3 protein-coding genes are annotated in these 16,653 nt (G+C 64.8%); all 3 read right to left on the reverse strand.

What is annotated here, in order from left to right; translation table 11 throughout:
* Positions 1-28: 28 nt before the first annotated feature.
* The 3 genes from HMPREF2757_RS05870 to HMPREF2757_RS05880 are packed head-to-tail and all read right to left on the reverse strand — an operon-like array spanning position 29 to position 16,640.
* Positions 29-1,171 (reverse strand): NAD-dependent epimerase/dehydratase family protein, encoded by a 1,143-nt coding sequence (locus HMPREF2757_RS05870; protein ID WP_176745901.1) that lies wholly within the window; start codon positions 1,169-1,171, stop codon positions 29-31.
* Positions 1,135-6,621, reverse strand: coding sequence for a non-ribosomal peptide synthetase (locus HMPREF2757_RS05875; protein ID WP_070574234.1), 5,487 nt, complete (start codon positions 6,619-6,621; stop codon positions 1,135-1,137). The genes HMPREF2757_RS05870 and HMPREF2757_RS05875 overlap by 37 nt, the downstream gene beginning before the upstream one ends.
* A complete protein-coding gene (locus tag HMPREF2757_RS05880; protein ID WP_070574236.1) occupies positions 6,618-16,640 on the reverse strand; it encodes a non-ribosomal peptide synthetase in 10,023 nt (3,340 codons plus the stop codon). The genes HMPREF2757_RS05875 and HMPREF2757_RS05880 overlap by 4 nt, the downstream gene beginning before the upstream one ends.
* Positions 16,641-16,653: the final 13 nt, after the last annotated feature.

Here is a 16,653-nt window from a genome sequence, read left to right on the forward strand (position 1 = left end):
GGACGTAACCAAGTGTCGTGAGCTCGAGTCAAAGCTCTCCTTCCTCCTCATGCGTGGAAGTCTGGGCCTGGGTGGGATCAATGAGTTCAAGGCTAGGACCGATCTCGATCACCGAGACACCCTGTAGGCCGTGGAGGGAGGTGATGATCGCGGATGGGTCGAGGATCTCTTCGGCCCTGTAGACGCCATTTGGGATCTGATCGGAGTGGACGAGCGCTGCCACGGTGGAAGTGACGAACGCGGTCACCTGGTACCCGTCTTCGCAGCTGAGGACGACGGTGCGGACGTCGCCGGCATCGGTGGCGGCTTGCATTACGATTCTGTGATACGGAGCCTGGCCCTGCATGTCGTGTGCGACGGCGCTTCGCAGTTGGGCGACGGCGTCGTCGAGGCCGGTATCAGGTATGGGTCCGAGCGTGGCGATGACCTGTTCGGCCTGACCGGCTGGGAAGATGTTGAACCATCGTGCCTTCGGCACCTTGTGCCGGTGACAGATTCGCTCGAGTTCAGCTGGCAGATACGGAAATGCCGATACGCTGCCGGGGAAGAACGGCAGATTGATTTGTCGGGTTGGGCGTAGAGCCGCGGTCCGGCGTTGATGATTGGACCAGTCGGCGAGCGGCTGGCCTATTCCCGCTTCCTCGCTGAGGAGGAAGTCTGCAGCGGCGGCATCGGACAAGGGTGCGATGCCGCCAGCGAGGCAGGAAAGGCGATGGATGGGCTCGTCGAATCGGGTGACGAGCCAGGACGGAATCATAGCGCTGACGCCGGGCAAGAGCCCGGCAGAGACGACCGCTGCCCTCTGTGGGCCGGGGGGCCGTTGGAGACGTGTGTAGACGGGGTCGTCGCCTGCGGGATCGACGTAGTGAGCTCCATTGCTGAGGGCAGCGCGAGCGACGGTGTCGAGGATCCTGTAGGACGGGCCAGCACAGTTGACAACGACCGAACATCTCCGACAGAAGGCGTCGAGGGAGACCGAATCGGTGATGTCTACGTGTGCGACCTCGATGTCGGCATGCGTTGGATGGTTGATTGCTGACCTCCGACGGGCGCTGAGCAGGACCGGGAGACCGGCTGAGTGGAGTCGCTCCGCAACAGCTGCGCCGACCATCCCAGTTGTGCCAATGACGCCGATCATGGTTCGCCCTGCTGATCTCGGTGCTCGATCCATGCCGCCACCGTGTCGACATGGGGCTCGTGCAAGCATGAGAAGTGGTCGCCGGGGATGTCATGGATGGTCAATGACGCGCCGCACAGTTCTCGCCAGAAGGCTGTGGGCTCGTCCACGACACCAGGGAGGAAAGGCACGTCGGAGGCATGGCTCAGGAACTCCACTGGCCCGTCGTAAGGATCCGGGCGCCATTGAACGACACCGGTGATGCTATGGGTGAACACGGTGAGTCCTTGTTCCAACTGCTCGGCTGTGTCTCCGGTCTGTGCGGCCAGTGCCGAGATGCGCTCAGCGCGGGCAGCGGCGAGATAAGATCCGAGCACTGTGTCGAGGCTGCCCTTGGGCACGAGTCCATGCCGGTCGAGCGCCGCCCGTACTTCGTGGCCGACAGCACCAGGATCGGCGGGCAGGCCCACGGAGGTCGGGTCAACGCCGCGTAGACGGGCATACCCGTACTCGACCAGCCCGGGTTCTTCGACCAAGTAGGGAACACGGTGACTGTCGATCACGGTGAGGCGTTGGACATGTGTCCCGCGATGGCGGAGCTCGCGCGCCAGTTCCAGTGCGGTCATGCCACCCATGCAATAGCCGATGAGTTCGACCGGAGGACCTCCCGCCAGTAGTTCTGCGTATTCGCGCGCGAGCCCGGTCACGAGCGTCTCGGTTGAACGCGCGAGGTAGTCATCGAGCCGTGGCGGGGCCAGGCCGAGTAGTGGAGCATCGGAATCGAGTGAAGCGATCAGGGACCGGTACGGCAGCAGGGTCGCGCTTCCGTCATGGACCAGCACCCGTCGACGATCCGACGTGGCGGATGCGCCATGCAATACACGCAGGGTCTGGGGGGAATCAGCACGGCGCAGCTGAGCGGCGAGGTCCATGATCGTCGGCCGTGACATCAGCTCCGGGATCAGTGCCTCCCACGTGATGCCTGAGGCCTCCGGGACCGAGGTCCGCAACTGTTCGGCGAGCCGGGCGATCAGCAGCGAGTCACCGCCGAGGGCGAAGAAGTCGTCATTTCGGCCCACGGTCTCGAGCCCCAGCAACTCCGCCCAGATGGTGGCCAGACGCCGCTCGAGGTCGTCACGCGGTGCAACGCTGGCTCCTATGGCGGCAGGCTGCGAGCGTGGCACACGTGCAGCGAGAGCAGTTCGATCGACCTTCCCGTTCACCGTGAGTGGAAGTGCATCTACCGGGATCAAGCGTGAGGGCACCATCGGTTCGGGCAACCGTTCGGAGAGCCACTCGGCGAGGCCATGATCCTGGATGCCGTCGACGTCGGAGCCGAACCGCACGCAGAATGCGGCCTGCCCGAACTCTTCCATGACCCGATCATCGGGGAGGCAGACCTCAATGGCCCCGCCTGCCCGGCGCAGAACATCTAGCCATTCATCGCGAGTCAGGAAGATGCGATCCTGCCCGTGTCGCGCATCGGCGAAGTCCGGGCGCGTGGTGTCATCAAAGGTCATCAAGAACTCCATCGACATCATCACCGATGTGTTCTCACGCACGGTTTCGATGAACACGAGTCGCCCTCCAGGAGCGAGGAGTGCACGAAGCCGGTCGATGACCACATCGGCCGACGTGGCGTTGTGCAGGACGTTCGCGCACAGGATCACGTCGTATCCGCCCGGTTCGACATCCTGTCCGGCGAGGTCGGCATTGATGTCGAAAAGCCCGTATCGCATTCCCGGAATGTTGGAGAACTGCCGCTGCGCGTCGGTGAGGAAGAACCGCGACAGATCAGTGAACAAGTAGTCGATTCGTGTGCCGGCGAGTGCCGTGACGACGTCAGCGGTCGTCCCTCCGACGCCAGCACCGACTTCGAGTACACGCAGAGTTCCCGTGTGCTGGTCGGCAAGTGTTCTCATCACGGCGGTTACGGCCTGATTGACGTATCTGCTGATGATGTTGTCCTTGTACGCCGCCTCGGCCGTTCCTATGTCGCCGTGCGGGAACAGCAGAGAGAGGGCAGAGTCCTCGCCGCGCACCAGATCGGCTAGCCTCTGTGCACACGAACGCAAGAACGTGATGAGCTCGGCACCATCGTCCAAGCCTTGATGCGCCTGCTCCACTGAGTCCCACGCATCCTGGACATCCTGGCCTGTCACAGGGGTCAATTTGGTCCAGTCGCCCTCGGGCGTGCGGGTGACGAGGCCATCGGCAGCGAGTGCCCGTAGCCAACGCCTCACCACCCGTCGGTTGGCAGGGGTAGCTCCGGACTGCGTGAGCAGCCCTTCCGTGCTGTACGCGGCCACCGGATCGGAGAACAGGCCGAGTTCACGAAGGGCGCAGGCCATGGACAGTCGAGCTGCCCGGTCCATCTGGTCCGCGAACTCTGCCAGCCGATCCGGGTCGGTTCCGGTCAGGATGCCAGCAGCGGCGTTCTTCGCGTCGGCTCCGAGCTGTTGATCGGGTACAGCAATTTCGCGCAGGTGGTCGCGAGTGTAGAATCCGACCAGCCGACGTTCCAGTGAGCGGTCGCCGTCGACGATGACCGCAGCGGCAGTGACCGGTGGGAAGGCTTGCATCGCCGTCTCCACTTCGGCCAGTTCGATCCGGTGTCCTCGAATCTTGACCTGTTGATCTTCGCGGCCGAGGAACTCGATGATCCCGCCGGGTAGATACCGTCCGATATCGCCGGTGCGGTACATGCGAGTCCCGGACAGCGGATCGGTGACAAACCGGGCAGCGGTCAGGTCGGGGTCACGGAAATAGCCGGTGGCAAGGGCGTCCCCGCCGATCCACAACTCACCGGGTACCCAATCGGGCTGATCATGGCCGTGTTCGTCACGGACGGCGAAGCTGTGGGCCAGCAGCGGCACTCCGTACGGAATACTGCGCCAGTGCGGCGGAACCTCGGCTATGGGATGGAATATCGACCAGATGGATGCCTCGGTTGCCCCGCCCAGGCTCACCTGATGTGCCTGTGGCAACACCTCGGAGAGCTCGCCGGGCAAGGAAGTGGGTATCCAGTCTCCGCTCATCATGATCAAGCGCACCGATTCGAGACGCGCACGCCCGCTTTCTGGCTGCGAGCGCAGGTACTGGACGAGCATCTGAGGCTGAGCCGGAACACTATTGACCACCGACACAGCGTGGTCATCGATGAGCTGGGCCCAGCGGGCGGGGTCGCCGCGCCGGTGCGGCTCCGGCAACACGACCGCGGCCCCTGCTGCAAAGGTGCCGAAGATATCGAACACGGACAGGTCGAAGCTCAATCCGGAGAGGCCGAGCACCCGGTCTTGATGGTGTAGCTGGAATCGGTCGACTATGTCGTCGAGCGTGGCCCGAACTGCGCGATGGGACACCGCGACGCCTTTCGGACGGCCCGTTGACCCTGATGTGTAGATCACATACGCGAGCTCGTCCGGGCCGGTGTTGCGTGCCGGGACCGAGGCGGCCATGTCCGGGGCAGGGATGTGGTCGATGGGGACCACAGTGAGGGCATCGGGCCATGTGTGAGGGCCGGCGCCGTCCGTGAGCAGCACGTCGACGCCGGCATCGTCGAGAATGCTCGTCTGCCGTGTAGCCGGCTGTCGTGGATCGAGAGGCAGGTAGGGTCGTCCGGCCAGCAGTACGGCGATCACGGCCGCGATCTGTGCGGCGCCCTTGTCGAGCGCCACTGCTACTGGAACCGGCGAGTCGTGGTCTGGGATAAGGGTTGCCAGTTGGGCGGCGGCGCTGACGAGTTCCTGGTACGTCAGGGTTGTATCCGGCGCAATGATCGCCGGTGCGTCCGGGGTGCGGTGCGCGGCGGCGAGGAGTGGACTATGTACGAGCCCGGCGTCCGGTCCGGGAGCTGCGGGTGTGGTGACGCGGTTGAGGTTTTCCCGGGTGCGTAGCTGGGATTCCGGCACCGGTATGGGGCAATGCAGTTCCCATGTTTGGAGTGAAGCGGGGTTCCGTTCACTGGGTGCCTCGGTGGACGCGGGCCGGCCGGCGAGGACGTGGAGAAGCGACTCAAACCCGGCGAACATGTCCTCGATGACGCCCGCTGGATAGACGCCGTCGCGGACATCCCAATTGACGACGAGGCCACCGCGGTCCTCGAGCACCTGGCAGTCCAAGTGAACCTGTGGAGTCTGGCTGATGCCGTAGCGGGAGGTCGCTTCCGTCATGAGACCGTCTGCAGTGCCCTCGGTGCGACCTGTGTCTGACTCGGTTGTGCGGGTGAGCCCGAGTGCGCTGGTGAACACGACGGGCATGAGCGCGGTCTCGGACCCGTGACGGCGACCGAGTTCACGCAGGACCTCGATGCCCGAGAACATTCGATGGTCGAGGTCGTCGGCGAGCTGATTCTGCACGGCCATGGCCCGCTCGACGTAGGTCGCAGCCGAATGATCCACGGCCAAGGGGATCACAGAGGTGAAATCGCCTACGACAGCATCGATATCAGGATGTAGGGGCAGGCGCCCCTGCAAGGTGACATTGAGGGAGAACCGGTCGTGTCGTGACCAGCGCCCGATCACTTCGGCGTAGGCGGACAGCAGTGTTCCCGAGGGAGTGAGCCCGTGGTTGCGGCCGGCTTCTCGCAGTGCAGCCCATGACTGCGGTGACAACCGCAGCGTTCGACGGGTGAAGCGAGGCTGGGAGTCCTCGACCGGGGCGGGGCCGGCGACGGGTGCGCCATCTCCAGCCGCGGGCAATTCCGGGGCCGAGGGGAGGGTATCGATGCGGTTGAGCCAGTAACTGCGGTCGCGCCTCCACTCTGGATGCTGAGGCAGTTGGCGATGAGCCAACACATAGTCGCGGAACGTGATTCTCGGCTCATCGGTGTCGACCCCGGAATAGCTTCGGTCGAGATCAGCCAGGAGCAGTTGGATGCTGACGAAGTCGGCGATGAGCATGTCGATCGACAGATGCAGGATGTCTTGATCCGGCAGCCTTGTGATCCGGAGTGTGAATAGGGGCCATTCATGCGTGACGTACACGGTGTGATCGATTTCGGCGCGCGTTCGCGTCAGATGCGACTGGCGCGCTTCCCGATCAGCGCCACGTAGGTCCGTGACCGCAATTCTGTAGCGCGGTACCTCTGGCAGCACACGCTGTTCGCCACGCTGCAAGATGACTGCACGCAGCATCGGGTGCCGATCGATGACTGCCTGCCATGCGCGTTCGAGGCGGTCCACGTCCAGGGAGCGGAAAGAGATCTCCATGTAGCTGTGGCACCCCACCCCACCGAGCCTGTTCCCACGCACCCGCCCGAGCAGATATGCGGCCTGCACGTCGGTCAAGGGGAAGGGCGCATGACAGGCGTCCGGCTCGGGGATGGCCTCGGGCAATGCCTGCTGGCGCAACAGCTGAATGATCTCGTCACGTCGTGCGGAAACTTGCTCGCGTCGTTCCTGGCTCATGACACCGCGGGGCCCGCGGAACCGGAGCTTGTCGCCGTCAAGCCAGAGATGCACCCCGGCATGTTCAAGTTCGGTAATCAGTGCGTTGGCGTTCACAGCTCTCCTTCCTCGAAATCCTCAGTCCCGGCCTGCATCTGCCCACCATGTGGTCCCATCCCGGTCGCAGCCACCGCGGCGATCGTTGGGTCAGCGAAGAATTCGCGAAGGCTCAGTTTGATCCCCACCTCAGCGCGCACTCGGGCAACCATGCGGGTAGCGACGAGAGAATCGCCGCCCAGACCGAAGAAGTCAGCAACACGATCGATCCCGGTCGACCCGAGGAGCTCCTCCCAGATCCGGGCAACAGCCGACTCGACGCCGGGGCGGGGCTTGCCGGCCTCGGCGACTGGGGAACTCTCGCCTCGTATCGAGACGGGCCCCTGTGGAGACGATGCTGGTTGGGCGAGGTGGGACGCGGATGCTGCCGGTAGGCCTGGACGGGAGTCGGCCCAACCCGGATCGGCGATCGCTGAGACGAGCCGGGCATATTCGTCGAACATGGACTCGATGGTTTCGGCCGCAATCAACCCTTCTACGGCATCCCACTGGATAACCAGCTCTCCGTCGGGAGTCTGCGAAACCTGATGGTCGAGCCAGATTTGCGGGGTTTGCGAGATGCCCCAGATCCGGTCAGGAAAGCCAGGCCCCGGATCGAGGGACATCGCCGTACCCAGCCCGAGACCACTGGTGAAGACCACTGGGGCACCGGCCACGGCACCGCGTCGGCGGGCCATTTCGCGCTGCACCCAGATTGCTGAGACCGAGCGATGCTCTAGGTCGGAGGCCAGCTGATCGCGGAGGCGAATAGCCCGTACGCCGCGCGTGTCATCCGGGCTGGTTCTGATCTCGACGAGGAGCAGCGAGGTGAAGTCACCGAGGATGCGATCGATGTGCGGGTGAACTTCCTGCCGGTCGAACAGCGTCACGTTCACGCTGAACTCTGAACTGGTGCTCCATCGGCCGAGCACTTCCGCGTAGCTGGACAACAGGACCACCGCTGGGGTGAGCCCCAACTGGCGGGCGTTCTGCAGGGCCGACTTCCAGGTCTCCGCGGGGATCCGGCGCTGCCAGCGCCGGAAACGGGGTTGCGTCACTGTGTCGGGGTCGACCAGTGTTGGCAACTGCGGTCCTGGCGGGATGCTGTCCAGACGTTCCTGCCAGTACTCTCGATCGGCGCGCAGTTGTGTGTCCGATGGTTCAACCTGAACGCGGTAGTCGCGGAACGTCAGTTCCCTCTCGGGCAGTGAGGCACCGGGATCGCGGTAGAGTTCTTCGAGCTCGGAGAAGACGATCATCATCGACAGGCCGTCGAGGATGATGTTGTCCAGTCCTATGCCGACCCGTGTGCGCTGCTGACCGAGCTGATGGTAGGTGACCGCTTCGACCGTGAACAGCGGCCACCTGCCGGGGTCGAGCACGCGATGCGAGAGGCGATCGCGCAGTGTGTCCAGTTCCTGGTTCACGGCCTCGGGTGTAGTGGTGGCGTCCAGTTGCGTGTGTGGCACATGCAGAACCGTCTGGTCAGATGGCAGAAACTGTTGTCGGCCGTCGGGCGTGAACACGCTACGCAACTCGGCATGGCGGCGCACGAGAGTGTTCCACGCCTGCTCGAGGCGGCTGATGTCCACCTCGGCGCCGTCGAACTCGCTGTAGTAGTAGGCACCGACTCCGCCCAGGGCGAGGTCGCTATGACGGCCGACCCAGTACGCGCGTTGCACGTCGGTGGCCTCGAACGGCTCGGTCATCTCCGCCGGGTTCGGCACGACTCGCCGCCGTCGATCCTGACGTGGGGTCCGCGTAGCGAGGCCGATGTAGAAGTCCTCGAGCACGGGGCGGGTGAAGATATCGGCGACCTGCACTCCTGTCGCCCCGGCATCGAGCAGGCGTCCGATCAACCTGGTGGCCAGGAGGGAGTCGCCCCCGAGGGCAAAGAAGCTGTCGTGAGCGTTGACCTCAGCGACAGCGAGCACGTCAGCCCATATCGCGCCGACCTGGTCTTGTGAGAGGGCAGCATCCCCGTTCGGGGACGCGTCGATGGCCGCGACTTCCTCTGGGGTCGTGAGGCCGGGAGCGGATTCAGCCGTGCGGGTCCTGACGGCAGACAGGTCGGCGTTCGGAAGTTGTTCCAACAGGCGCCGATACTCTTCGAACATGTCGTCCAGGAGTCCGGGGGCGAACAGGTCTTCAACGGCATCCCAGTGATAGAGCAAGGCTCCGGATTGTTCCATGACCTGATGGTCGAGCCACACCTGTGGGGTCTGGGATGCGCCGCCGACGAATGTGGGAAATGGTGGACGGAGCCGGTCGAGAACGTGATCGGACAGGCCCAGCGTGCTGGTGAAGACGACCGGCATCGCGGCCTCGGTCGGGCTGGTTCTTCGGGCCAGCTCTCGCTGGACCCACAACGCCGAGACACCCCGGTGATCGAGGTCTGAGGCGAGCTGGCGTTGCAGCCGTTGTGCCGCATCGGCGAGGCTCTCCTCAGCGGTCGGGCGATGCTCCAAGAGCGTGAGACTCGTGAAATCCCCGAGCACGCGGTCGATGTGCGGATGAACGCGGGAACGGTCGAACAGGGTCAGATTGAGCGTAAGCTCGGGCCGCGCGCTGAACGCAGAGAGCACATGCGAATAGCAGGCCAAGAGCACCGAGGATGGCGTCACGCCGGCCTGCCGGCACCACTGCTTGACCTGGGTCCACTGCTCGGCCTCCAACCGTCCGGCACGCCGTTGGAAGACGGGCGTGTCGATCTGTGCCGGATCGACGGCAACCGGTAGGTGCGGGGCCTGTGGCAGGCTCTCCAGCCGGTCCGTCCAGTACGAGACGGATGCTTCTCGGTCTGCCGGGGAAGTGCCCGCTGCGAGGACGTAGTCACGGAAAGACACGTCAAGCTCGGGAAGCGACGTCTCCGGGTCGAGGTAGCACGCGGCGAGTTCTGTGAGGAGAAGTTGGACGCTGAACCCGTCCAGCAGCAGATAGTCGACCGCGATTCCCACACGCACTCCGTCGGGATGACGGATGAGCGCGGTCGCGAACGTCGGCCACGTCGACAGATCGAACGAGGAACGTGCAAGCAGCTCGTGGAGCCTGGCCGAGGCCGACTGCTCATCGTCGGCGTGGCCGATGGTCACCGGTGGAGCCGGTAGATCCTCTGGTGGGAGGATGCGCTGCTGTTCACCCTCGACGATCACCCGAAGCATGTCGTGTCGGTCGATCATGCGACGCCAGGCCTGCTGCCAGCGGTCGATGTCCACGCTCTCGGCGCTCAGTTCCAGATAGTAGGTCGTGCCGATGTTGCCCAGCGGCATCCCCGGAGCACGGCCCCGCAGATAGGCCAGCTGCACGTCGGTGAGCGGGAAAGGTTCGTGCCGCTGGGCCAGACCCGGTGCCAGCTGCAACGGGAGAGCATCTGAGACGGCCGGGCGTAGGCGCTCGGCGAAGTCGGCGAGCACCGGATGCTCGAAGAGCGCTCCGACTCCGACACCGCCGAGTGCCCTGCCCGTGCTCGGCGCGTCTCGTAGCCGAGCCACGACCCGGGTAGCGGCGAGGCTGTCGCCACCCAGGGCGAAGAAACTGTCAGATGGTGCGGGCAAGGTCGGCAGGCTGAGAACCTCCGCCCATACCGCGGCCACCTTGTCCACACGCTCGTCGGACCGACTGCTTGACTCGGGCGATGCCGGTGTCTCGGGTTCCGCGTTCGTGATCGCAAAGATCTTGGTGGCAACTGCTTCTCGGTCGAGTTTGCCATTGCCAGTCAGCGGGATGGCCGGAAGCTCGACGACAACGTCTGGGCGCATGGTGGGCGCGAGGAGACCCGCAGCATGCCGAGCGATCGCGTCCAGGTCGAGGCCGCCATCCGCGTCTCGCTCGTCATCGGCCGAGGGGGCAACAACCGCGGCGGCAATCCGGTCAGCTGTGCCCCGCAGCACCACGGCGGCGGCGCTGACAACATCGGGGTGGTCCCGCAAGGCCGCCTCGATCTCGCCGAGTTCGATACGATGCCCGCGCACCTTGACCTGGCCGTCGTCACGTCCGAGGAACTCGAGCAATCCCGCCGGCCGGTACCGGCCGAGGTCACCGGTCCGGTACCAGCGGTGGCCTCCCACGACAGGGAAGCGTTCTCGTGTTCGCTGCGGATCCCCGAAGTACCCGTCGGCAAGGCTGTCGCCTCCGATCCACAGTTCGCCGGGCACCCAGTCCGGACAGTCCCGTCCAACACCATCGACCACCCGGAACGTTTGCCCGCCGAGCGGAGTTCCGTAGGGCACGCTCGCCCATCCGGCGATGCCGTCGGCGACCGGGTAGAAGTTCGACCAGATACCTGCTTCGGTCGCGCCGCCCATCGCGATCAGCCGTGCGCTTGGGGCAGAGTGTGCGAGGCGATCGGCCAGGTCGAGTGGCACCCAATCCCCGGACACGAAAGCGATCCGCAGACTTGAGCTGGTGTCTGGGTGCCATGCCGCTGCGGTGACGTACATGTCGAGCAGCTGGGGCACGGTGTTCCAGACGGTCACGCCGTGGTGACGGACGAGGTCGTGCCATTCGTCAGGGTCACGCCGCTGGTGCTCCAGCGCGCAGATCACCTCCCCGCCAGCGGCGAGAAGCCCGAAGATGTCATACACCGACAGATCGAATTCGAGCGCAGAGATCGACAGAACTCGATCAGCCTTTGTGATCCCGAACCGCGCGTTGATGTCGGCGATCGTGTTCCAGGCGGCTCGATGGCTCATCTGCACGCCTTTGGGTTCGCCGGTGGAGCCCGAGGTGAAGATCGTGTATGCCGTCTCCGAAGCCTCTGTCGGGGCAGGTTCGGGGAGCGGGTCGAGGTCGTTCAGGTCGGGCAGGCTGTTGAGGACCAACCGAGGCTGCACGGTTCGCGTGATGCGCTCGATCCTGGCGGTGGGCTGATCGACTCCGATCGGTATGTAGCTGGCGCCGGTGGCGAGCGTTCCGAGCACCGCGATGACCTGGTCTGGGCCCTTCGGCATGCTCACGGCAACGGCGTCGCCGCGTCTCACTCCGTTCTGCTGAAGATGCCGGGCCAGGCGAAGCGCCCGCTCGGCGAGCTGACCGTAGGTGAGAGATCCCGACTCGGATGCGCCAGGCAGTCCCCAGCGCAACGCGACAGCCGCTGGTTGCTTGGCTGCCCTGGCGAAGAACTCGACATGCAAGGCATTCGCCTGTGGCGCGAGGCTGGGCACGGCATTGACGCGAGCACGGCTGTCCTGTTGCGCCGCTGGCAGTGCGACGTCTGCGGGGATCGCGTCAACGTCTGCGGAGTCGATGAACGCGTCCACGAGACCGAGGTAGGCCTCGAACATCGCCGAGACGAGTCCCTCCGGAAAGAGTCCTTCTACCGAGTCCCAGCTGAGTAGCAAGTCCCCAGCCTGCTCAACTACCTGATGATCGAGCCACACCTGCGAGGTCTGTGATGCGCCGTCGGCGTACGCTGGGAACCCGCCTGGCGCATCGTCGAGGAGCCCGCCGCCAATGCCGAGGGTGCTGGTGAACACGACCGGAAAGATGGCCTGGGTGATCCCCTCAGTCAGCGCGATCCGCTGTTGCACTTCCACTGCCGAGACACTGCGATGCTCAAGTGCCCGGGCGAGTTCATCCTGCACCTGACGCGCGAGGTTCACGAGATCGTCCTGCCCATCAGGACGATGTGCGAGCAGCAGCAGCGAACTGAAGTCGCCGATGACGGAATCGACATCGTCGTGCACGGGCTGGCGGTCGAACAAGGTGAGGTTCAGCGTCAGCTCCGGGCGGGCGCTCCACCGCGACAGCGTCTGTGCGTAGCACGTCAGGAGGAGCGCTGAAGGTGTGAGCCCGACCAAGGCCGCTCGTTCCCGCAGGAGCCGATAACGTGCACGGGGCACCCGGTGGGCGACGCGCGCAAAGCGGGGCCGCCCGAGGGCCGCAGGGGCCGAGGCCAGCGGCAGTAGAGGAGCTGGCGGCAATTCGGGACCCACACGGTCCCAGTACGCCTCAGCGCGGGCCTTGTCATCCGGATCGACGGCGACTCCGGTGAGATAGTCACGGAAGGTGAGACCCAACGGCGGCAGGTCGAAGTCAGGATCGTCGTACAGATGTGCCAGTTCAGACAGAAGTGTCTTCACACTGCGCCCATCGAACACGATCGGATCCACGACGATCCCGACCCTGACACGTGCAGACGGTCCGTACTCGACGGCCATGGCAGCATAGGGCGGCTCACTGGCCAGATCGAACGACCGCCGCCGCAAGGGTTCCAGCAGCGTTCGTGCGGCTTCAAGAGTGGGTGCGGTCAGTCGGGGAAGCTCGGTCACGGTCATCTGTTCGACCACTTGCTGGCGTCCGTCCCGAACCGTGACTCGCAGCATGTCGTGGCGCTCTGCCAGGCGCCGCCACGCGTTCTCCCAGCGCTCATGATCGAGACGGTCACCATCGAGCTCGAGATAGAAGTTCGCGCCGATTCCGCCCAGGACGAGCGTCTCGTCACGCCCGACGAGGTAGGCATGTTGCACGGGTGTCAACGCGAAGCGCTCGAAGCGGGCCTCAGGGTGGGCGCGAAGTACCGCGTTCTCAGAGCGCGGCCCGGCCTGCGTCGTGCGAAGAGTAGATGCGAACCCTCTCACCGTGCGGCCCCGCATCAGGCCGGATATGGTGCATTCAGCGATCGCTACGCCTCCCGGCAACGTGCAGGTGCGCAGTCGGGCCACAGAACGGGTCGCGGTGAGGCTGTCACCGCCGAGTCGGAAGAAGTCATCATCTCGTCCCGACACAGTGATACCCAACAGCTCGGACCACACCTGTGCGATTGCCTCCTCCACCGGCCCCTGCGGTGGTTCGCCGTCGACGTCCGCTGAAAGAGCGGCCTCCTGCAGGAGAGCGGCCACCCGCTGACGGTCCACTTTGCCGTTGCTGTTCAATGGCAGGCTGGTCACGCTCACGATGAGTTCCGGCACCATCGCCTCAGGGAGATACCTCCTGGCCCGTTCGCGAATGGCCGCGTCAAGGTCCGGCGCATGGTTTTCAGGGTCATCGACGACGGCAAGCACGCGGATCCGCGGTCTCTTCTCCGCGTCGATGACGGTCGCGACTGCCCGCCGAACGCCGGGATACTGCTCAACCGCGGATTCGACCTCGCCGAGGTCAATGCGATTACCGGCGATCTTGACTTGGAAGTCTGTACGCCCGAGAATCTCCAACTCGCCGCTGTCTCGCCAGCGCACGAGGTCACCGGTCCGATACCAGCGGTGCCCGTCCCGCTCAACGAACTTCTGCGCAGTCAGCTCGTCGTTGTCGCGGTAGCGGCCGTGGACACCCGCCCCGCCGATCCAGAGCTCGCCCGCGGCCCAGTCTGGGCGATCACGCTCCTGTCCATCGACGACCCGCACTTTCTGATTGCGCATCGGATGCCCATATGGAATCGACCGCCACAAAGGATCGATGTCGTTGACGTCGAAGAGTACCGACTGGATCGATGCTTCGGTCGCGCCTCCGAGCACAACGCACCGACAGCCGGGGGCCAAACGCGCCAGTCGGCGGGGAAGATCCAACGCCACCCAGTCACCACCCAACATCACCAGCCGCAAGCGGGCGACCAGTCGGGCGGCGGGCGGGGACGACTCGGCGACCGTGAGCAGCATATCGAGGAGCACGGGCACGGTGTTCCAGACGGTGATCGGCGTGTCGGTCATCAGCTGCATCCACGCATCAGGGTCGGCGCGGCGGGCCTCATCTGGGAGGACGACGGTTCCACGGACGCTGAGCAATCCGAAGATGTCGACGACAGACAGGTCGAATTTCAACGCGGACACGGCAAGCACAGCATCGGTGGGGCCGACCCCATAGCGGTCATTGAGATCCTCGATGGTGTTGCTTGCCCCACGATGGGTGATCTCCACTCCCTTCGGAGTGCCTGTAGAACCGGAGGTGAACAGCACATAGGCTGGCCCATCGGGATCAGAACGACGGGCTGCCGACAGCGGGGTGGCTTCCAGAGCATCAGCGATTCGTACGATGGCCGGGCTACCGGGCAGATCCTCTGGAAGATGGGCGTTGGCGTCGGTGATGACGGCTACCATCGGAGTGGCGCGGTATATCGCCGTCTGTCGGGCAGGCGGCTCATCGACGCCGATCGGTACATAGGCGCCGCCGGCGGCGAGCACACCGAGAACGGCTGCCACTTGTGCGGGACCCTTCGGCAGGTTCACTGCGACCAGGTCGCCGGCTCTGATCCCGGAGGCGTCCAAAGCACCGGCCACACGCAGGGCCTGCTCACACAGACCGCCATAGCTGAGGGAGGCTGGCCCCTCGGCGGTTTCCCATGCAAGCGCAGTCGCCTCAGGACACTCGGCGGCCACCCGGAAGAAGGGCTCGTGCAGGATGTTGGCCCGTTGCGGTGCGCCGGTGTCGTTGACAGCGGAATGCCGGGCTGCCTGCGCAGGGGGCCGTAGGTCGTCAATGGGGCGTTGCCAGGCGGCGTCGTCTGCGACGAGCTGGGACAGCACATCCCGGTACGCACCGAACATCGACTCAGCCACACCGGGGGCGAAGAAGCCCTCACGGACGTCCCAGTTCACCAGGTAGCCACCATCGAGTTCCGTGGCCTGCGCGTCGAGCCATACCTGCGGCCCCTGTGAAACGAGCCAGACCGGATCACCGAAGACCTCCCGCACGTTCGGTGCGAACAGTTCTCCCAGGTTGAGCGCACTCGTGTACACGACGGGCGCCAAGACTCGTTCTCCTCCGGCGAGGCGGGACAGATCGCGCAGCACTTCGATGCCGGGATAGGCGCGGTGATCGATCGCCGCTCGCAACTCCTGTTGTAGACGAACAGCTCTTTCGGCAAACGGCATACGGTCCGTGACGTCCGCGGCCAACAGCACTGAGCTGCTGAAATCTCCGACCAACTGTGGCACCTGGGCGTGTAACTCTGCGCGGTCGAAAAGTGGCAGGTTGAGCAGGAACTGCGGATCGGTGGCCCACCCGCCGATGGCCTCGGCAAAGGCAGTCGCCAATGCCATTGCCGGCGTCACGCCGTGCTTTCGCGCGGCGTGTTCCAGTCGTTGGCGCTCCGCTGGATTCAACCAGTGGTGCAACCGCTGCACGCGCGTCGACGTCCGCCCGGGTGCCTGCCTCAGGCGCGGCAGGTCAGGAGCACCAGGCAGTGTGCGCAACCGTGCCTGCCACCAGTCGCGAGCTTCGGCATACTCCCGTGTGTGAGTCTCGGACTGTTCCGCCTGACGGCGGTCAGCAAGATACTGAGGGAAGCTGTACGTCAGGCTCGGCAGCACGGAGTCCGGGTCGCGATAGTAGGTAGCGAGATCGGCCATGAGGACCCTGAAGCTGGCTGCATCGGCGGCAATCATGTCGAGATTGATGTGCAATCGCGTTCTGGTCTCACTCATCAGCGACACCGCGACATCGAATACTTGTCCGGAGGCGATATCGAGTTGTCGATGTGAGGCCTCGTGACGAACACGTTCTAACGCGGCGGCCTGCTCCGCGTCATCGAGGTCACGTAGATCATGAATGGTGAGGCCCGGCCACGCCGGCTGCGGGAGAATACGCTGCCGCCCGTCGTCGCCGATCGCGACTCGGAGCATCCCATGGCGTTCTAAGATCAGCCGCACGGCTCTGTCGAGTTGGCCCGTGTCGATGCCGGGGGCATCGAACTCGTTGTACAGATGTGTTGCCACACCTCCGAACTCCATGTCCGCGTCTCGTCCGGCCCAATATGCATGCTGCATGAGCGCGAGGTCGAACGGCTCGCCAGGACTCACTGGTGGTGCCGGGTCCACAGCCTCGGGCTCGGTGCGCGGGGCATCGAGCAGTCGCCGCCAGGCGCCGAAAGTTGGGCGTTCCGCGAGCTGTTCGAAGGTGGCCGATATTCCGAGTCGGCGGGCTTGGTTGATGACGGACATCATCCCGAGCGAGTCGAGGCCGAGCTTCAACGGCTCGGCGTCATCGCTGAGGGCTCTGACATCGCAGCCGAGCCGCGCGGCAATCAATTCCGCGATGATGTCCGACGGACGCGCGTCGGCGTCGGACGATGACCCTAAGGGGACAGCTCGATCAACGTTGGACGACATGGATCTCCTTGCT

This window comes from Brevibacterium sp. HMSC063G07 (genome assembly GCF_001810665.1).
Lineage (GTDB): Bacteria > Actinomycetota > Actinomycetes > Actinomycetales > Brevibacteriaceae > Brevibacterium.

Coding starts and splice junctions, on each gene's coding strand:
- HMPREF2757_RS05870 (WP_176745901.1), bottom strand. CDS start 1,171: ATGGATCGAGCACCGAGATCAGCAGGGCGAACCATGATCGGCGTCATT.
- HMPREF2757_RS05880 (WP_070574236.1), bottom strand. CDS start 16,640: ATGTCGTCCAACGTTGATCGAGCTGTCCCCTTAGGGTCATCGTCCGAC.